The following is a 20,470-nucleotide window of genomic DNA, read 5'->3' as shown; positions in this document are numbered from 1 at the left end:
TTTGCTCGGGTACATTCCGGAAACGGGTTTCAATGGGGATGCGTTGCAGCACATCATGCAACAGTACGAGTCCATCACTGGAACCGTCGATTACAGCATTAAATACCTGGAGAAAGAAAACTGGAACGCGGAATGGGAACGTAACTACCCCCCCATCGACGTGGAAGGCCGCGTCTTGGTGCGGGCCAGTTTCCACGACATGGACGCTTCCAGTTACGAATATATCATTGAAATTAATCCCAAAATGTCCTTTGGTACGGGTCACCACGAAACGACCTGGATGATGCTGGCTCATCAGCTGGAAATTGACCAAAGTGGCAAACAGGTACTGGATGTGGGCTCGGGTACGGGCATTTTAGCCATTATGGCTGCTCTCCGCGGAGCCAACTACGTATCTGCCTTCGATATTGAAGACTGGGCGACGGAGAATGCCCTGGAAAACGTTCAGTTAAATCACCTGGAAGACGTCGTGCATGTTCGCCAGGGCACCATCGAGGACGAGCCCGCCGCTCAATACGACGTCGTGCTGGCTAATATCAACCGGAATATTCTGCTTCGTGAAATTCCGACGTATGTTGAGTACATGACGCCCGTCGGAACGCTGGTTATCAGTGGTTTTTACGAACACGATTTACCAGAAATCGAAGCCGTTGCTCAATCCGTAGGTTTACAGCTGACTTCGCTGAAAACCAGAAATGGCTGGGCTGCGGCCCGTTTCACTCGCCAACTGTAAGGGCCATTCGCCTGCTAACAGAAGCCTCAGCGTAGAGTTGAGGCTTTTTTTGTTGCGACTTTGGCGAAAAGCAGGCAGTTTCGCGTTTAAAGAAAAACGAAATGCCGGAACGTTTTCCGTTCCCTAAACGATACTTCTACCAACCCGATACTAAACATTTGTTGTATGAGGTTTTTACTACTTTTTATACTGCTACTGACGTTCCAGTTATCGTACGCTCAGCAGGTTAAATTTTCGGATCAGCCGGATCAGTTTGTGCAGGATGTTCAAACGGTAACGACCGCTTTTGGTCAGAAACAGGTAGGTACCGACTTCGCGACGGCCTGGACCGGATTCAACGCAGCCCAACAGTCGCAGATCATCGCCATCACCCGAGCCATGTTTGCCAAAAACATGAAGCAACCGCCGTACCTGCTTCCCTGGTTTCAAGCTCTTCATGGAACTACGCAACAGCAACTTGGCGGGGCAGAACTCAGTAATTTTTTGAGTGTAACGGAAAAAACCTTTAAGTCCAGCGATAGCAAGGCGTACCTGAATTACCTGAATTTTGTCCGGCTGTTTCTGACTTCGCGTCAGTTGTACGCTACGAACTTTCATAAACTTCCTACCACTGGAGGTACTTTTAAATTCCGCTTCATTGATCAACCGCTGGATGTACGAACTGAGAAAACGACTTCACCCGCAACAACTCCTAAACCTGCCAGTGAAGAGCCCAAATCTACGGAACCTACCGACGACGGCTGGGGGAATGGTTGGGACGATTCGGGCTGGGATACGCCCGTTTCAGCGACCAATGAACCCGTAAAGGCTCTGCCTCAGCCAAAGTTACTGGCGGCTGGTCCCCTGCTTGATTTACAGGGCGTATCAGTAGCCATTGTTACGGCTCAGGATTCTTTTGTGGTGGATCAGGCGACTTTGACCCTGGGCATCAAGGAAGGTTTGCTCTACGGGCAGGCGGGCAAATACACTTGGCCGATGGGTGATCTGAAACAAGCCAGCGTGGATTTGAAGTCGTACAAAATGCTGCTCAAGACGCCGCGAATTTTAGCCGATGAAGCCGTACTAACCTACGGCGAACGGCTGAAAGAACCCGTACCCGGAACCTTCCGGTTTGAAAGCCGGAAACGTGCTCCCAACGCCGTAGTTACCCAACCCCAGTTTGAGTCCGCTGCGGCAAACGTAGAACTGAAAAACCTGGGCAAGGACGTCGAATATCGGGGTGGTTTTGCTCTGATTGGAACGAAAGTATACGGAGCGGCCGCTAACGGTCACCGGGCTACGCTGACCGTTAAACAGAATGACAAAATAGCTTTCCGGGCTCAAAGCAAGGGTTTTGAATTAAGTGACTCCCTGATTTATAGTCCGAATGCTCAGTTCAGCGGCTACTTTCCCACGGGCGACTCCCTCACCCACCCGGCCCTGCGACTTACGTACAACGCCCAGACCAAAAACCTGCGGCTGGCTCGCCTCGAACGCGGCGGCTATCGCAGTGCTTCGTTCAGTGACAGCTACCACGGCTTTGCCATTCGGGCGGACGCGGCCAAGTGGAGCTTACCGAGTCAGCACCTGGAGTTTGATATTATTGGTGGCCAAACCGCCGTACCGGCCCGTTTCGAGTCCGTGGATTATTACGAATCGACGCAGTATGACCGTCTGACCAGTCCGCAGGGCTTTCACCCAGTAACGCTACTCGCAAACTGTCTCAAGCAGAAAGGCGTATCGACTATTACGGTCGATGAACTGGCGGCTCATTATCGTCGCGAAGGCAAACTCATGCGGGACGCCTTGATTCTGCCCATCGAACAGGGTTTTATTGATTACAACCCCGATACCGATCAGGTGAAACTTAGCTCCAAAGGGCTGCATTACCTACAGGTAGCCCTGGCGAAAAAGGATTTTGACAACCTAGCGATTCTCTCCACCCAGGCCGGTTCAGATCGGGATAGTCTGGCCAATGCTTCCATCAACTTTAAGGATAACTACCTGACCATACGCGGCGTGGCTCCGTTTAAAGTCAGCGATTCGCTCAAAATCTATATTCGCCCTTCGGATAAAGTAGTACGGGTGGGCAAAAACCGTTCGTTTGTTTTCAACGGCGAAATGAAGCTTGATAACTTCCGTTTCAAAGGCCGCGATTTGAATTTCAATTACGAGCAGTTCTACGTCAATCTTGATAAACTCGATACGGTAACCTTCATTCCCCAACAAATGAAAGGGAAGAAAAACTCGAAGGAAATCGGTCAGGATTTGAAGTACGGCTCGGGCAAATTATACCTGGGCAAACCGAACAATAAATCGGGTAAGAAACCCAGTGTCCCACGACTCGTTGTACAGGATGGCGTCAATATCTACTTCGACGATACCACGCGGCTGGCGGGTGCCTACAACCGCAAGGTATACTTCAAGATCCCGAAAATTGATCAGGACAGTCTGACCAGTAAGGACATTGAGTTTGCGGGGACGTTTTACTCGGATGGCGTACTCCCTCCGATTCAGACTAAGCTCGTCACCATGCCCGATAACTCGTTGGGTTTCACGCACAAGGTCCCCGAAGCTGGACTGAAGCTGTACGAAGGCAAGGGGAATCTGAAAGTGACGGGTACGCTAACCATGGATAACGAAGGCTTACGGGCCGATGGCGTGCTGAGTACATTGACTACCTCGCTGGAAGCAAAAAATCTGGTACTGACGCCGGACTCCGTCATCAGTACGAGCGGTACTTCGGGCCGAATTAAGGAAGGTATGGTAGGCAAGACCTATTTCCCCGAAGTAGCTCTAAAATCTTACGAAGTAAAATGGTTGCCGAAGCAGGATAGTCTGATTATCAAAGACAAAGAAAGTTCACTCGACTTTTACAACGGCACCTCGCACCTGACGGGCAGTTTACTGGTTCGCTCAACCGGCTTGTACGGAGAGGGCGTTATGAAACGGAAAGACTCCGAAATCAGCTCCGAATCCTTTTCTTTCAAAAAAGATCAGTTCGTCGCCGAACGGGCTCAGATTCAGGTGGGTACGGCTGAAAAGCCGGCTTTGTTAGGGCGTGTAGTAGACGTTACGTTCAATACCACGGCTCAGAATGCGGTAATTCAAACCCCTAAAAACGCGACGCTGGAGGATTCTTCGAGTCTGTATTTCCCTTACGCGGCCTATACGACGACGATCAACCGGGCGGACTGGGACATTGCCAAGAAAACGATTTCCATGAAGGGCAATGTCAAGACGTCTACGTTTATTTCCATGAATCCGACGCAGGAAGGGCTAGCCTTTAATGGAGCGGAAGCCTTGTACGAAATGGATAAAATGACGCTGAATATCAAAGGTGTACCGTACATCAAGTCAGCGGATGCCAAGATTATTCCGGCGAACGGCTTGGTTTCGATCAAACAGGATGCGGAGATCTTACCGCTCAAAAAGGCTCACGTCATTGCGGATACGGTCAATGAGTTTCACCACCTGTCTGACGGAACGATTCAGATTTTATCAGCCAAGAAATTCGAAGGAAACGCTACCTATCAGTACGTTCGCTCCAAAGGCGATACGACAAATCTGAAAATGGATGCGTTTGAGTTCCGGGAGACTACCAGTACCTCCGCCGTGGCGTCGAAATCCAATCGGCGTAACAAAACGGAAACGGTTTCTAATGTGAGTTACGGTACCGTGGCTAAGTCGGGTATTGGGGAAGAAAATCGCTTTTTGCTCACGCCCCGTTTGTTGTACAAAGGTGACATTACCATGGTGGCAGCTGATCCGGGATTGAAGTTCAAGGGGGCAATTCAAACCAATCTGAAAAGTAAAATTGCCGAACCCGCCTGGATTCCCTTTGAAGGCAGCAACGGCGATAGTCTAAGTCTGCACGTGGATGGATTGAAAGGTGAAGACGGCACAACGCCGTTGTATACCGGACTGCATTTCGGCGGAGAAGGTCTGTACCTAACCTTCCTGTCGCCCAAGTACAATGCTCAGGATACGGATATTTTCACGGCCAGCGGCAGCCTGCGGGACGACGCCAAAACCAATCAGCTCACCATTGCCAGCGATGCTCGGGCGAACGACGAAACGCTGGAAGGGAAAAAATACGTGCTGGACGACTCCAAGAAAGTCATCACGTTTGAAGGGCCGATGACGCTGTTTTCGCCTGCCACTACAGTACAAGCGGCCGGATTTGCCCGACTCGTTCCCGATTCAGCCAAGTATCTGTTCAATACGATGCTGGTCTTCAACACCAGTATTCCCGCTCCCGTCATGGCGGTTGCCGCGGATAAAATCGTGAAGACGAATCTGGATGAAAAAATCAGTGAAGAGGCTGCCGAGGGAGACTTTGACCGCCTGTTACTAAAAATTGCGAACATTGCCGGTGGCAAAGTGGCCGAACAATTCAGTCAGAAATCGACCAATGGAGCCAGCGTCGCCTTACCGACGGTATCACCCAAATTTGCGGCGACGGCAGTACTTTCGAACCTGAGCTTACGGTATAATCCCGAAAATCAGGCTTTCTATAGCGTAGGGCGAATTGGCGTGGCTAACGTAGGTGCAACGGATATCAATGCCCAGTTCGATGGAGCCGTAGAAATTCGTAAAAACCCAACGGGCATTGACGATTTGTTCCTATATCTGGAACTTAACCCTGACGTCTGGTACTACTTTGCTTCGGTTCAGGGTACGACGGAAGTGTTCAGCTCCGATCAGGATTTCAACGCTCAGCTTCAGGCCAAAACGGGTAAGGACAATAAAATTCTCCTGGTTTCCGAAGAAGACAAAAACAACTTCGTCGATCGCTTTAGTACGATGTATCGGGCCGGTTCTTCCAACAAACCCCGTGCCCCCCGCCCCCGTCCGGTGGTAGCTCAGAAGAAATCGGAAGCGGAACCAGCGAAAGAAGAAACGGTAGGTACCGAGGAAACGGCCGCTACGGAGCAAGTGGAAGAAAAAGTAGCGGCTACTAAGACGAAACCTACCAAGAAATCGAAGAAAAAGACCCAGGAACCGGTAGTGGAAGAAACCTTCCCGGCGGAAGAAGTTAGGGATGAAGAACCAGTAGTGGAAGAAACCGCGAAGTCCTCGAAGAAAACCAAGAAAAAAGCTCAGGAAGCAGTTATTGAAGAAACGGCCGTTATGCCTGGCGACTCGGTGGCAACCGATAGTACGGACCTGAAAAAAGTGAAAGACAAAAAAGCACTTGTACAGGCTCCGGCTAAGAAAACAACGCTTTCTGATTCGACCAAGACGAAAAAAATCACGTCGCTTTCCGAAACGCAGGAAGCCGCTCCGGTGAAAAAGCCCGCCGAAAAGAAAACCGGGTTTTAATCCATACAGTAGCTCACACAAAAGGCCGGGACTTCCCGGCCTTTTTCATTGACGTACGTTGAATTACAATCGTCCCTGCGGTACACGCCCCTGCTTCAAAGTCTGTACCTCTAGGGCTGTGAAAGGAGCCTCCAGCAATTCAACGGATTCCTGATAACACCGAAAAAAATCGGCGATGAAGTGCAGCCGTTCGGGAAGATTAGCCCAGTCGAGAGCCCCACTTTCGCGTACACTGTCCAGTGTTGGATCGATCTGGGCTAACAAAATTCGTAACCGTTCGTTAGAAAGGCTACGCAGGTTTTCAGGGAAAAGGCTGGTTAAATCCTGACCCAGCCGCAGACGTACGTTCGGCGGCACCATCAGGGTAAGCAGGTGACTGGTAATCAGCAAGCGGATTTCTCCAACCACCCGTTGCATTACATCGTCGAGGGTTTGTTCAACTGCGGCTTTACGGCCCAACATTTTCTGGACTAGCATGCGGAAATAACTGGTTAAGCTTCCCGCCGGAAAAAGCATTTCCTGGATGCGTTGCTTTACACCTTCGGTATCCAGCAGCAATACAGATTCGAGCGAAGCCTGAATTTCGGGCTGCAAACGGGTTTGCTCATGAAAACCAATTTCCAAATTCGCCAGCAATTGCAGTTCAGCCTTTTTCCGAAGATCGGTTTCAAAAAAAGATTCGTAGTAATGCGTAAATGCCTGCTGCAAGTACTGCTGTCCTTCGGGTGGAAGACCAGTTCGCAACTTCTGACAGAACGTCTCAATCGATTCCGGCGTGTAGATCAAGTCCTTCAAACAGATCCTTTCAAACCGAGCAAACGCGTACCCAATTTCTTCAAAAACTTTCTGATTACCGCGAGCTACGGCCTCACTGGATCGTTCAATACTTTGAGTAATGAATTTTTTCCAGAGCAGAGGCTCCAGCTCCTCCGTTTTGATACGGGCACCCATCTCTTTCAGCAAAGAGGTGAGCAGCACTAAGGCCGAGTCATTGCGTAAGCGAGCGGATAATTCCGCTTCCAGGGTACGCTTCAAATCTTCTTTGCGGATGGTTTGTCCGGCCTGCCTGGAAGCCCAGGTAGCAAAGGTACACCAGTTGGCCAGCGGCCCGGTGCGTTCCAGAAAAGCGGTAGACAGCTCGTAATAACACTGCGTAATTTGCAAGTTTCGAAGCACCGGATCGTTTTCGCTGGCAATGGTTTCTACTTCATCGAGGGTGGGTAAATGCATGACGATACGCCTAATAGATCGGTTGAGGGACAGGAGCCAATTTTGAAGAATGAGTCGAAAAGTACAAAAAGAAACTGGTTTGGGTTTGTAGCCTTACGTTTTTTTATGCATTGATAGTCAAAGCTTTGTACGAAACGATTAAATCGTATGATTCCATAAAAAGCTGCGGTAGGCTGCAAGCATTTTTTACGGTCATTCAGCGGCTATACACTTGCTCAGTCGTAAGCTCGAGACCTAGAGGAAACGTTTTTGCCCAAAACAATACCCTTCGCTGGCCCTTTGGAACGCTAAACAATGTCTATCTTTACCCCCGCCTCTTTTCGCTATACTTCATGAATGCTATTGTTACGGGAGCTGCCCAGGGAATTGGGTTTGAAATCTGTCGGCAGCTGGCCCTTCGGGGAAACTCAGTTGTACTCAACGATGTGGATGAAACGCTGGCCGAAGAAGCCGCTGGAAAAATACAGGCCGAAGGCGGCCGTTGTCTGGCCGTTCCCGGTGATGCCTCGGATGTTTCTTTCATTCAGTACCTGGTCTCGAAAACCGTAGCATCTTTCGGTTCAGTAGACATTCTGGTGGCCAATGCGGGCATTACTACGTTTGGCGATTTTTTTGAGTATCAGCCCGAGTCACTCCAAAAATTACTGGATCTGAACATTCGCGGCAACTTTTTTCTGACGCAACAGGCGGCTCGCCAGATGCGAGCTCAGGGGCAGGGCGGTCGGATTTTGCTCATGTCTTCCGTTACGGGTCAGCAGGCCCACGCTTACCTGGCGGCCTACGGAATGACGAAAGCGGCCCTCCAGATGCTGGCGAAATCGCTGGTGGCCGAGCTTTCTCCCTACGGTATTACCATCAACTGCGTAGCTCCGGGGGCCACCCTGACCGAACGCACGCTCGACGATCCCGAATACATCCCGACCTGGTCTCGCATTACGCCCCTGGGTAAACCCGCTGACGTTGCCGACATTGCAGCCGCCGCACTCTTTCTAACTTCGCCCGAGGCAGGTCATATCACGGGGCAGACGCTGGTGGTGGATGGCGGCTGGTCGAGCGTCAGTCCTTCCCCCTATTGATTACACAGGCATACGTTTTTTTCATATTGGTTTGCGATCGACTTATCTCTTCATTTCATTAAGCTTTTTATGCAGTTTGTACTCAAGCAATTTCACGAACTTACGCCTCAGGAACTATACGATATTCTAGCTCTACGTGCTGAAGTTTTCATTGTTGAACAAAAGTGTCCCTATCAGGATATTGACGGCAACGATCAGAAAGCCTGGCATTGCATGGGCAAGGATGACACGACGGGCAAACTTATTGCCTACACGCGACTCTTTGCGAAGGACGTATGCTACCAGGGCTACACGGCCATTGGTCGGGTCGTTACGGCACCCGATGTTCGCAGTACGGGTTTAGGAAAAAGGCTGATGGATGCCTCCATTGCCTACTGCCGTCGGTTGTTCGGCCCTCATTCCATTAAAATTGGTGCACAGACGTACCTGCTCTCTTTTTATAAATCGCTCGGGTTTGTTTCGACGGGTCAGGAATACGTGGAAGATGGCATTCCGCATACGTACATGACGTATGAGCACCATTCGAAAATTTCCTAATACTCAAAAGCGTCCATCGTAGAAACGGTGGACGCTTTTGCTTGCTGGTTCGTATTTCCTAAAACAGAAAAGCCGAAGCAAGCAGGGCTTTCTTCGGCTTTGTCACGCTCAAGCGTTAATGAGTTAATTATCCTCCGCTGCGTTAATGACTTTCAGAGCGTGCGATCCGGTGAAAGTCCGGCCGTACGCATCTTTGGCCCGTACTTCCAGCGTGTGTTCACCCGCGGGTAGATTTCCGGGCAAGGTGGCTTTCCACAAGTGCGTACAAGGCACCGGATTCGACGGACGTGTACCTTGCAGCGGCTCGGCAGCTTCATCCCAACGCAAACGCGTACTGACCATGATTGGATCGGGTTCTTCGGTATAGGTCATGGCTTTCCATTCGTTGTTATCCACCCGATACTCGAGCTGATCCTTTTTGCTGCCTTGGAAAAAGTTAGCGTACACTTCCCCTTTTCCGGATTGACGACGGGCAATTACTTTGGGAGCATGAATACCGATTTTGTACGTCTCGGGCTGACCCGCCACCCGGTAATCAAATGCGTACTGGTTGCCATTGAAGGAAAGAAACATGTACCCTTTAGGCGTACCGTCCCGCATCATTGAAACGGGTACGCCCTGAGCGTTCATTTCACCGGAATACCAGTCCCCGGAAGTCGTTCCTACGTTGTACTCGTGATGAGGCGTTTCGCGGGCAAAGCCTTCTTCCTTACCAAAGGAATGGTGCAGTTGAAAGTGCGTATGAGCCGATAAGGACAAGGTATGGGGGAAATCTTTGAGGGCATTGAACATCCGTTGCCGATCTTCCTGCCGAAATTCTTCGAAGGGCGGAATGTGGTAGCAGAATACAATCAGGTAATCTTTCGGTACGAGTTTCAGATCGTTTTCGATAAAATCCAGCTGATCCGGACGTAGACCGCCCTGATAACCTTTGCCATCGCGGGGATCGGGATAGAGAATATTGTCGAGTACGACAAAATGGACTTTCCCGCTGTTAAACGCGTAGTTGTTCGGGCCAAAGGCGGCTTCGAAACTTTCGTCGGAAAGGCTGTCCGTCTGAGCGTCGTAGTTCATGTCGTGGTTCCCCATAACATGGAACCAGGGTACGCCCAATTTCTGAATGGCCTGCTTGTAAGGTCCGTACAGATTCGGATTGTCCCCTACTTCATCGCCCATGCTGATGCCGAAACGTACGTCCTGAGTCTTGGTTTTTACTTCGTCGATGATACCTTTTTCAAAGAACATCACCTGCTCCGGCGTATACACCTGCGGATCTCCGAAGACGAGCATTTTGTAAGTCTCGGGCTCGTTTTGTTTAATCAGGGCAAAATCTACGGTTTTGGGCAGTGCACCCGTAGCAGCGACGCCCGCGAACTTGGTTTTGGGTGACCCCTGGGGTTTATGGTGGCGGTAAAACTGCGGCAGGTTGTATTCATTTACCGGCAGACGATACCCCGTTGGCTTGATGACAAAAAGCGTATTATCCTGTCCTAGCGGCAGCGTATACACACCTTTTTCATCGGTCAGTACGACTTCACGGCCATTGGATACGGCCACTTTCGCTAGTCCGACTTCCTTTTTATCCTTCTTGCCGTTTCCGTTTTGATCGTCGTAGACGTAGCCTTTCACCTGACTCTGGGCGAAAGCGGCACTGCACAAAAGGGTACTCAGCCCGCAGGCCAGCCATTGCTGTTTCATGGTTCGTGTCATTAGTCGTTCCACTCCTCTTCGTCTGAAATAAAGTCGTATTCTTCCAATAGAAACTCCGTCATCTCCTCGAAAATGGCATCCAGAACACCCGACTGCGTAGGTTCGGCATCGTACCAGCGAATGATCGAGCTTTTCGCTAAAACGGGCTGATCTTCATCATTACGGTCGACGCGAATCAGAAAAGAAGGTTGGTCCGTATGGAGTACATAATCAACGTCCGTTTCGTTGGGCATTGATAGTAGAAACTTGGGAAGCATGGCGATGTGATGCATGTGTTTTACGCCGCAAAATTGTAGCGAAGTCCTAGGTTTGACCAAGTTATATTTTCGTTAAGCGGCTTCACAAAAAGTTAATGCAATGCCGTTAACGCCTGTTGCAGACGCCATTAACGTCCCATAACCACTTACGCTATACGTAACATTTATACAAAAAGTAAATGCCGATACGGTTATGACTAAACCGTATCGGCATTGATTGCACGTAGTAATTGGGGCGTAATTAGAATTCCACCACCAGACCTACGGAAGCGTAGTTGATCCAGTTGAAGGTGTACACGCGATCTACGTCGGCTCCGCCTTCTACAACCCGGTAGCCCAGTTTGACAAAGGCCTGCTCGCCCAAGGCATACGTGGCTCCCGCAAAAATATCTTCGGCCCGACCTTGCTTGGAGCCCAAGGCATCGCCTTCCACCAGAACACCCCAGCGTTTGCCCGGCTGCCAGGAGGCGTAGAAGTTAATCAGCGGTACAAAACCGAAGTTATCAAAATTGGTATCCTGCGTATCATTCTTATAACGAACCTTGGCATCCCGGATTTTTGCCGTCACACCCGCTCCTACCCGCCAGTGCTCGTTAGCCACGAAATCGTAGCGATAGGTTAGCCGATAAGAGTTGAATTTGTAGTCTACTTCCACGGGCTTCCCGGCTTCGAATACCTGCCCGTTAAAAGAAACGTTTTCCTGAAAAGCTCCGTCGTAGCGAACCGTGAGCGGAGCGTACAGAGCCGAAATCGTGTGCCGATTGTTGATGGTATAGCCCGCCCGCAAACGGAAAAAGACCTTGGGTTTGACGTCCAGCTCTTTGCCAATATCCACCAGCGTACCGCTCTGATTGGGAATACGGATCCGGTTGTAAGGCGTTCCAAACACCAGACCTGACTCCAGATCCAGTCGAATTTGAGCCTGAGCGGCACTAGCACAAACCAAGCCCAGTAGAAGTAAGAATAAAGATTTTGCTTTCATGGGTTGTGAAATTTTTCAAAACTAACCTTCAGTATTAATTATTTGTTTGAAACTTTGTCTGGTATACATAGTCCTTAGAAAGGGGTTCGTTCTACCGGAGGCGGAGTTTGGTAAAAACTTCAGACCACTGGTTTTACGTACATGCCCGGTAGGTGGTGCTGTTAATTGCTAGTTGAGATATGTTGTATTCCGATGTACTGTATGGTTCGCATGAGATTACGGGAGTCTTTGAAACGCTAATCCAGAGTTCGTTTTTCCAACGCTTACAATTCATTCACCAGGGTGGAGCTATCTTCCTGGTCAATCCCCAGATACGGCATACCCGTTTTGAGCATTCCGTTGGGGTAATGCTGCTCATCCGGCAACTCGGTGGTTCGGAAAAAGAACAGGTAGCGGGCCTACTGCATGATCTTTCACATACGGCTTTTTCGCACGTGATTGATTACGTACTGAACCATCAGGAAGAAGATTTTCACGAAAAGTGGTTTGCGTACTTTCTTCAGCAGCCCGAAATTTCTTCCATTCTGGAGGCCTATGGCTATACTTCGGATGAGTTTCTGACGGGTTCGTTTCCAATTCTGGAACAACCCCTGCCCCATTTGTGTGCCGATCGGCTGGATTATACCCTGCGGGATTTGTACTGGGCAGGGTTACTGACGCTTAAAGAAATTCATGCGTTTCTGGAAAATGTAATGGTATACAAAAACCGAATGGTGGTGACTTCCCTGGCCGCTGCCCGCTGGATTAAGGAAAAGTATACGGTACTCAATCAGGAGTATTTTCAGAAGAAGGAGCACCTGTACGCCAATCAGAAACTGGCGGAATTGTTACGCGAATTATTAGAACATAACTTCTTGCTGGAAGACGACTTTTTCCAAAACGATACGCACGTAATTAATCTGATTGACTTCAGCCTACACGCTCGCATGAAACTGGATAAGATTCGAAGCATGAGCGATTTTAATCCGATTGTTCCGAGCAATATCATTTTGAAGAAACGGGAAATTGATCCCGAAATTCTGGAGCACGGCCGGGTGTACCGCCTGAGCGAGCGGCAGGGTTAAGGCATTATTGATACACGTCCCGTCCCATGGGTTGTACCCATGGCTAATCATCGTTGAATCCCTTCGGGGTTAAGGATCCTGACCTTTAAACGGATAACACTGGTGCAAGTTTGGGTATGCGTACCCGTCTCTGTCTTTTGTAACCGAGCTGCTAACCCCGAAGGGGTTCAACCGTATTAGCCCCGCATGCAATGCGGGGAGTATCAGTTAGGCGGTTGGCCCTTAGAAAGGGTCCGAGGGTAGGTACGGGTTTGGACACCTGCACCCGTTAAATCAAATTGATTTCTTTTTCCTATAGGGGGCAAACAAAAGCATCCCGAAAGCTTAACACTTTCGGGATGCTTTATACTTCAGACACTTGCAAACTTACCAGCCCTGATTTTGAGCCAGCGTACCCTTACTATTCTGAATTTCCATCGGAGGGATCGGCCAGACGTGATGAATAGCCGGGTTAAACATCCGGGCGGCGTAAATCACCCGACCGTCCGCGTGGTGTAGCGGCTGGGCGTACACGGCCTGAGCATCGCCCCAGCGAACCAGATCAAAGTGACGATCGGTCCATTCACCCGCCAGTTCGCACCGACGTTCGCGTTTCAGATCAGATAGCGTGGCATTGGTCAGCGTAGATAGTCCGGCCCGTTTACGAATCAGGTTTAGCTCCGTATCCGCGTTTTTATTCTGCATCAGTTTGGCTTCTGCTTTGATCAACAGTACGTCCGCGTACCGCAGCAGGGGAACGTTCAGCGACGTAGAAGGTTTATCGCCGTTTGGATTCACGTACGTACCAATCGGATTGGCATAGCTGTACGGTTCCATGTACTTGCGGAACTGATAACCCGTCCGGTTGCTGGAGCTTACCTTAAAGTTATCCTGGTTATAGCTACGCTCCTCACCGAAGTACATGAACTTGTCACCCGTTTTCAGAATCGTAGCTTCGCGGCGTTTGTCACCCGCCGGGTAGGTATCGTACAGCTCTTTTGTCGGATAGAAGTTACCCCAGCCATTGTACAATCCCCAGCCTTTATCATCCAAACATACACCGGGGAAGATACAGCCAAACCGCGTATCGGACGCACTCGAGGTTACTGACCAGATGTACTCTTTCGACCAGTTATTAGCCGTTTTAAAAACGTCTTCAAAATTATCCAGCAGGGCGTGCTGACCACTCGTAATAACCAGATCCGCGTATTTTTCGGCATTCGCCCAATCTTTGGCGTACAGATACGTCCGGGCCAAATATGCCCAGGCGGCCGTTTTATGAGCCCGTCCGTAATCCGCGGCTTTGTAGGCAGAGAAGAGCGGTAACAAGTCCGCCGCCTTTTTCAGATCTTCGGCGATGTAGGCGTAATTCTCCGCCACGCTCTTCGTCCGGGTTACGTAAATATTTTCCGGGTTTTCGCGATCCTGAATGGGAATCCCCGCCCGGTTATCGCCGTATCGATACGCTAATTCCAGGTGCATGACCGCGTGGTTGAAGTACGCTTCGCCCAGATACTGATTCTTCAGCTTTTCATCCATCGTAATTTTCGGCACATTCCGCAGTACATCATTGGCCCGTTTCATGACCATGTAATGTTTAGCCCAGATGTTCCGCGTATCGGATTCGTCGCCCGTTACCTGAAAATTCTTGATCCGTTCGGCATTATCGCGGGGTTTGGTACCGATGTCATCGCTGGCGTTGTTGAGCCAGAAGAAACCCCGACCGTACATGTCGTCGTCGCTGTACAGTTCGTAGATGCTATTCACGCCCGCCAACGCATCGCTGGAGGTTTTCCAGAAGTTACCCGTAGTGGGGGCTCCCTGGGGGGTCATGTCGAGATTTTTGTCGCAGGCCGTTAGTCCCAGAGCCAGCAGAAGAATATATTTTTTCATGACGGATAATTAGAAAGAAAGGTTTACGCCAAACATGAATACGCGGGACAAGGGATACTTCGCCACGTCCTGACCAAAGCTGCTGATCCCTACTTCGGGGTCCATGCCGCTGTATTTGGTGAGGGTGAAGAGGTTCTGTCCGGTCAGATATACGCGTGCTTTTACGGCTTTGGTAACCGTAGCAGGTACAGTATAGCCCAGCGTCAGGCTTTTCAGTCGCAGATAGCTTCCGTCTTCGAGGTAGAAGTCTGAAATACGGCTGAAGTTACTGTTGGGATCCGAACCCGCCCGCAGCCGGGGAATCGTACCGCCGGGGTTGGTCGGGCTCCAGGCGTCTTTCACTTCTTCCAGCATGTTATAACCCGGATATGTACCAGGGTTCAGGGCCAGGTTTCGCAGGGAATTGAAGATTTTGTTACCCGCGGATCCCTGGAGGAATACGTTCAGATCGAAGCCCCGGAAGGAGGCATTTCCGTTCAGACTAAAGGTTTTCGTCGGTAATACGTTGCCCAGTACCACGCGGTCCTTATCGTTGATTACGCCGTCGCCGTTCGTATCCATAAATTTAAAATCTCCCGCTTTAGCGTTAGCCTGGTAACGAGCACCACTGCTGTTTACGTACTCCGCAGCTTCCACATCCGACTGAAAGATACCCGCCGTTTGGTAGCCATAGAAGGCTCCAAAAGGCTGCCCAACCATGTGGAAGTTGGCGTTGGGCAGATTCCGTACCCGCGATCCGATGGGTAGCAATTCCTGACCCGACGGCAATGATTTTACTTCATTTTTCAGGAACGAAACATTGGCACTCAGATCGTACTTGAAGTCGCCCAGACTTTGCTGATACGTTAAACCGATTTCAATTCCCCGGTTTTCGGTTTCACCCGCGTTGATGGTACGGCCATCGGGCGTACCGGCTACGCCTGGTAGTTGCTCCTGAAACAACATGTTTTGGTTACGTTTCGAGAACACGTCAATCGAGCCAAACAGGCGGTTTTGCAGGAAGCCAAAATCCAGACCTACGTTCGTTTGCTGGGAAGTTTCCCACCGCAGATTGGGATTAGACAAGGCCCGCTCGGCGTATCCGTAATTGATCACGGGCGTCGATCCCAGCATGGCCATTGACTGAGCCAGTGGCAAACTATACGCGTAATCGGACAGACCCGCCAGGTTACCAATCTTACCCCAACTGGCCCGTAGTTTCAGGTTACTAATCCAGTTGGTACGGCTTAGGAAAGCTTCGTCCGAAATGTTCCAGCCCGCCGACAACGACGGATACCACTCCCAACGACTGGCGTTCAGTAGTTTAGACGTACCATCCCGACGAATGATGGCTGAAAATAGATATTTCTCGCCAAAATTATAGTTGGCCCGTCCGACGTACGACTCCAAACCACGCTCGAATACATTCGATCGGTCGTACTGAATCAGCTTGGCATTTTTCAGGTACCGCAGGGAAGGATCTTCATTATCGAAACCCGTTCCTTTCACCCCAAAATCTTCGGCTTTGGTATGCTGATACGTATGACCGACGAGCAGATCGAGGTTATGTTTTCCAGCGAAGGTCCGGTTGAAATTCAGCGTCTGTTCGTTCAGTACATCCGTGGAGCTGTAGCTGCTTTGGTACAGTTCGTTGAAATCGAAAATCTTACCGGGCTCGGTTACGCGTACCGTAAATTGCTTGTAATCGTTTTTGATTTGCGTAATCCCCCAGTTACTCCGGAAGTTCAAGCCTTTAACAATTTCCCATTCCAGGTAGGGATTGATGAATACGTTCGTGACGGGATTGCGGTTGTCAAGACGCTTCAGATACGCCACCGGGTTGACCAGATCTCCGTACGAGCCCGCGTACTGCTCGGGTACACCCCCGAAGCGACCGGAGCCGTCGTTACGGTAGACCGTGGCATTGGGCGGATAGAAAATGGCTGTTGCGATGGCTCCGGTATACGCACTCGTTGTGTTTCCGGTTTGACCATTATTGACGGTATACGAAAGGTTTTCACCAATTTTTACGCCCTTGGCAATCTGATGTACGGAGTTGAGTCGCAGCGTGTACCGATCCGAAAAAGTGTTCAGCAGAATTCCTTCGTTTTTACGGTAGCCGCCCGAGAAAAAGAAGTTCGATTTCTCCGTACCGCCGCTTACTGAGGCATCGATATTGTAGATTTTTCCCGTCTGGAACAGCTCGTCCATCCAGTTGGTTTTCGTTACGCGGGAATCCGGATTGATGGTCGCATCAAAGGCCAGAATTCGGGGCAAACCGGCGTTATCGGTCGCCGTATTCATGGCGTCGGCAAAATCGGCGGCGTTCAGGGGTTTGAGCTTCTTGGCTACCTGCTGAAAACCCTGCTGATAGTTCAGATTTACTTTCATCTGCCCACTGGTACCGCGTTTGGTCGTTACCAGAATAACCCCCGCCGACGCCCGTGCTCCGTAGATGGCTGCCGACGCATCTTTGAGTACGCTCACCGACTGAATATCATTGGGGTTAATCGAACTAAACGTTCCCGGATAAATAACGCCATCTACAACCAGTAAGGGGCTTTCATCGTTCAGCGAACCAATCCCGCGTACTTTAATGGTAGGCGAAGCGGTAGGATCTCCCCCTTCGTTGACCACCGTCACACCCGCTACCGTTCCCTGGAGTACTTCCGAGGCATTGTTATAATTCCGGCTGCTGATTTCCTTGGTTGGAATAGTGGCAACGGCTCCGAGTACTTCTTTTTTCTGCTGAGCACCGTACCCAACGACGACCATTTCCGTCAGTTGTTTCGAAGAAGGTGTCAGGGCAATATCCAGACTGGTTTGTGACTTTACGGCCACTTCTACGTTGGTGTACCCCACGTACGAAATTACCAGCGTTACCTCGCCGTCGGGTAGTTGCAGACTGTACCGTCCATCGGCACCCGTCGTTACACCGGTTTGCGTGCCTTTGATCGCTACTGTCGCTCCAGCCAGAGCCTCGCCCGTTTCCTGATCGGTCACGCGGCCCGTAATACGTCCGGCCTGAAATACGCTCGCTTCGAGCCGATCGCGAACCATCCGAAGATGTGCCAGATCAGATTGTGGCTCGGCGGCCAAACTACCCAATCCCAGAAAACAGCCCATCAGCGTAATCCAGGGGGTTTTTGAATAGATTTTTTCCATAGGAAATTTGAACGAGTAGATTTTTCAATAGGATTCAGATAATCCGTGGGATTTAACAGGCCGCACACCTGACCTCAGTTTCCGAAGATACTGAGTAGGGCGAAGTATTCATCAGGAAAAGAGGAAATAGGAAGCTTGGCGGGACTATAACTTGCAATCAACTACGTATACGTTACGAAACGTCAGCTAGAGGATCATTCTGATTTACGCTTGTGTTTATCCGCATCTTTCAAATCAGCCGCAAAGAGAGTTCATCCGAAGACAATCACCGAAGATTGTGAATTAAGGATTTATGAATTCTTCGTCTGAATTTTTAAACAAAATTTGATTTCACAGATCCGTATTTGCCCTTGTTACACGCTTATAGCTTTCCTTACTACGCCCCGCATTCTGGCATGAAAGGATGTACAGACTAGCATTACGTACCCCTCCGTACTATTTTATCCGATCTTTTCTCCACCCTACCAATCCAAATAGATCGTAGATTAGCCATTCCATTCATTTTTGGTCTTCTTCGCATGAAAAAATACTACCTGACCCTCTTACTGGCAACTTCGCTTTTCTCGTCGAACGCCCAAAGTCTCTACGAACCCGCCGTATTTACCGATGCCCAGCGTCTGGAAAAAATCCGGCAGGCCCTACCCGCCGTTGAAAAACTGGTGGAAGAAGAATTCAATAAAAATAAGTTTCCGGGACTGGCTTACGGCATCATCGTAGACGGACAACTCCTGCACACCAAAAGTTTTGGGTACACCGACATCGCCCGTAAGACGCCCGCCAGCGAAAAATCGCTCTTCCGGATTGCGTCCATGAGCAAGAGTGTAACCGCGATGGCGATTCTCAAGCTACGCGATGAAGGCAAACTTCGCCTCGACGATCCTGTGCAACAGTATATTCCGGAACTCAAGAAAACCCCGGCTCTGACGGTTGATGCCCCGCTCATTACCATCCGGCATCTGCTGACGCACGCGGCGGGCTTTCCCGAAGACAACCCCTGGGGGGACCGTCAACTCGCCATTTCGGATATGAATTTCCTGAAAATGCTCAACAAGGGCGTCAGTCTTTCCAATCCGCCGGGCGTTGCTTACGAGTACAGCAACATGGGTTTTGCCATGCTGGGTCGGATCATTACCGTGGTCAGCAAAATGCCCTATCAAACCTACATCGACCAGAACATTTTCAAGCCCCTGGGCATGACGCAAACCTTCTGGGAATACGCGAAAGCTCCGGCTGACTTACTGGCTCACGGGTATCGTTGGGAAAACGAAAAATGGTCCGAAGAAAAACTCCTACACGATGGAGCCTACGGAGCGATGGGCGGTTTGATCACTTCCATTGAAGATTTCAGTAAGTATATGGCCTTCCATCAGGCCGCCTGGCCGCCTCGTAGTGAAGCAGGCTCTGGTCCCATTAGCCGGAGTTCCGTACGCGAAATGCACCAGCCTGCTAATTTTGCCAGTCTTGTTACCAGTACGAAGACCGATGGTAAGCCCTACAGCGTCGCTACTTCTTACGCGTATGGGTTACGTTGGACCAAAGATTCGGACCACATCATGACCGTCGGACACAGCGGAGGCTTACCCGGCTTCGGCAGTAACTGGCGGATTTTGCCCGAGTACGGTATTGGCGTGGTGAGTTACATGAACCTCACGTATGCCAACGCCAATGCCCTCAACACGAAGATCATCGACCTGCTTCGAGTACAGGCCGATTTTCACAAACGACAACTGCCCGTATCAAAGGTACTGGCCCAACGCAAAGAGGAAATCATCAAGGTACTGCGGGACTGGAACCGGGCGAATCAATACCCCATTTTTGCGGAGAACTTCTTCCCCGATCATTCACAGGCCATTCGTAAGAAAGCCTCGGATGAACTCTTTATCCGTATTGGAAAGATTGTAAAGGTAGGCGAACTGGTTCCGGAGAACCAGCTGCGGGGAGCTTTTATCATGGAAGGTGAAAAAGGAAAAGTACAGGTCTATTTCACGCTTTCGCCGGAAAAACCCGCTCTGATTCAACAATTGGACCTGCTGGAAATACAATAGAAGCGGCTAAACTGGCTACCACCGTTCTAGTACTCGAACCGCCGGGAAGTAATTCCAGGCATTATTCTTTGACCAATTCCTTTTTTAACCACATGTACGAATCATGGAATATAGAGCATTAGGTGAATCAGGAGTAAAAGCTTCCGCCATTACGTTTGGTGCCTGGGCCATTGGGGGCTGGATGTGGGGCGGAGCCGACCGCAAAGAAGCCATAGAAGCTATTCGGGCCTCCATCAGTGAGGGTGTTTCTTCGATTGATACGGCCCCTATTTACGGTCAGGGCGTCAGTGAAGATATTGTGGGTGAAGCTCTGGCGGGAATTTCCCGCGATCAAGTACAGATCCTGACCAAGTTTGGAATGCGTTGGGATGTGCAGAAAGGCGATTTTGCCTTCCATACGAAAGACAACGACGGTCAGGAACTGGACATTTACAAATACGCTTCCCGCGATAGTATCATTGAAGAATGTGAAAATAGCCTGCGTCGCCTGCGTACGGACTACATCGACCTGTACCA

The 20,470-nt window shown here is 50.1% G+C and carries 13 protein-coding genes; 7 read left to right on the top strand and 6 right to left on the bottom strand.

All coding sequences use genetic code 11. The features are described 5' to 3' along the window. Positions 1-733 (top strand): 50S ribosomal protein L11 methyltransferase (gene prmA / locus ACOJTG_RS14545; protein ID WP_420154491.1); only part of this gene is annotated, 733 nt, incomplete at its 5' end. Between the two features lie 165 nt (positions 734-898). Continuing rightward, positions 899-6,037 carry a hypothetical protein gene (locus tag ACOJTG_RS14540; RefSeq protein ID WP_420154490.1) on the top strand — a complete coding sequence of 1,713 codons (5,139 nt, stop codon included), beginning with the start codon at positions 899-901 and terminating at the stop codon, positions 6,035-6,037. A gap of 63 nt (positions 6,038-6,100) precedes the next feature. Here the strand turns inward: ACOJTG_RS14540 and ACOJTG_RS14535 are convergent, their stop codons facing one another. Next, the gene (locus tag ACOJTG_RS14535; protein WP_420154489.1) at positions 6,101-7,267 is read right to left on the bottom strand and encodes a hypothetical protein; all 1,167 of its coding nucleotides are present in this window, start codon (positions 7,265-7,267) and stop codon (positions 6,101-6,103) included. Positions 7,268-7,599: 332 nt separating this feature from the next. Here ACOJTG_RS14535 and ACOJTG_RS14530 point away from each other — a divergent pair, with 332 nt between their 5' ends. Both ACOJTG_RS14530 and ACOJTG_RS14525 read left to right on the top strand, forming a co-directional pair. Further along, on the top strand, positions 7,600-8,343 hold the full coding sequence (locus tag ACOJTG_RS14530; RefSeq protein WP_420154488.1) for an SDR family NAD(P)-dependent oxidoreductase: 744 nt from the start codon (positions 7,600-7,602) through the stop codon (positions 8,341-8,343). Positions 8,344-8,412: 69 nt separating this feature from the next. Beyond that, complete coding sequence (locus ACOJTG_RS14525; protein WP_104713035.1) at positions 8,413-8,880, top strand: GNAT family N-acetyltransferase; 468 nt, start codon at positions 8,413-8,415, stop codon at positions 8,878-8,880. A 123-nt stretch (positions 8,881-9,003) separates the two neighbouring features. Here the strand turns inward: ACOJTG_RS14525 and ACOJTG_RS14520 are convergent, their stop codons facing one another. From ACOJTG_RS14520 to ACOJTG_RS14510, 3 genes are all read right to left on the bottom strand, one after another. After that, the gene (locus ACOJTG_RS14520) at positions 9,004-10,578 is read right to left on the bottom strand and encodes a calcineurin-like phosphoesterase C-terminal domain-containing protein (RefSeq protein WP_420154487.1); all 1,575 of its coding nucleotides are present in this window, start codon (positions 10,576-10,578) and stop codon (positions 9,004-9,006) included. Positions 10,579-10,589: 11 nt separating this feature from the next. Beyond that, on the bottom strand, positions 10,590-10,862 hold the full coding sequence (locus ACOJTG_RS14515) for a hypothetical protein (RefSeq protein WP_420154486.1): 273 nt from the start codon (positions 10,860-10,862) through the stop codon (positions 10,590-10,592). Positions 10,863-11,088: 226 nt separating this feature from the next. Further along, positions 11,089-11,829 (bottom strand): outer membrane beta-barrel protein, encoded by a 741-nt coding sequence (locus ACOJTG_RS14510; protein ID WP_420154485.1) that lies wholly within the window; start codon positions 11,827-11,829, stop codon positions 11,089-11,091. 179 nt (positions 11,830-12,008) lie between these two features. Between ACOJTG_RS14510 and ACOJTG_RS14505 the strand changes: the two genes are divergently transcribed. After that, on the top strand, positions 12,009-12,893 hold the full coding sequence (locus tag ACOJTG_RS14505; protein ID WP_420154484.1) for an HD domain-containing protein: 885 nt from the start codon (positions 12,009-12,011) through the stop codon (positions 12,891-12,893). A gap of 366 nt (positions 12,894-13,259) precedes the next feature. Here the strand turns inward: ACOJTG_RS14505 and ACOJTG_RS14500 are convergent, their stop codons facing one another. Next, a complete protein-coding gene (locus ACOJTG_RS14500) occupies positions 13,260-14,765 on the bottom strand; it encodes a RagB/SusD family nutrient uptake outer membrane protein (RefSeq protein ID WP_420154483.1) in 1,506 nt (501 codons plus the stop codon). A 9-nt stretch (positions 14,766-14,774) separates the two neighbouring features. Then, positions 14,775-17,909: a SusC/RagA family TonB-linked outer membrane protein gene (locus ACOJTG_RS14495; protein WP_420154482.1), complete on the bottom strand. Its 3,135-nt coding sequence runs from the start codon at positions 17,907-17,909 to the stop codon at positions 14,775-14,777. A gap of 518 nt (positions 17,910-18,427) precedes the next feature. Here ACOJTG_RS14495 and ACOJTG_RS14490 point away from each other — a divergent pair. Both ACOJTG_RS14490 and ACOJTG_RS14485 read left to right on the top strand, forming a co-directional pair. Further along, complete coding sequence (locus ACOJTG_RS14490; RefSeq protein ID WP_420154481.1) at positions 18,428-19,954, top strand: serine hydrolase domain-containing protein; 1,527 nt, start codon at positions 18,428-18,430, stop codon at positions 19,952-19,954. A 103-nt stretch (positions 19,955-20,057) separates the two neighbouring features. Beyond that, positions 20,058-20,470: aldo/keto reductase (locus ACOJTG_RS14485; RefSeq protein ID WP_420154480.1), on the top strand; the 413-nt coding region annotated here is incomplete at its 3' end.

The organism is Siphonobacter sp. (genome assembly GCF_048595215.1).
Taxonomy (GTDB): Bacteria; Bacteroidota; Bacteroidia; order Cytophagales; family Spirosomataceae; genus Siphonobacter.
The sequence above is the reverse complement of the archived record's forward strand: the minus strand, read 5'-3'. Positions and strand labels throughout refer to the sequence as shown.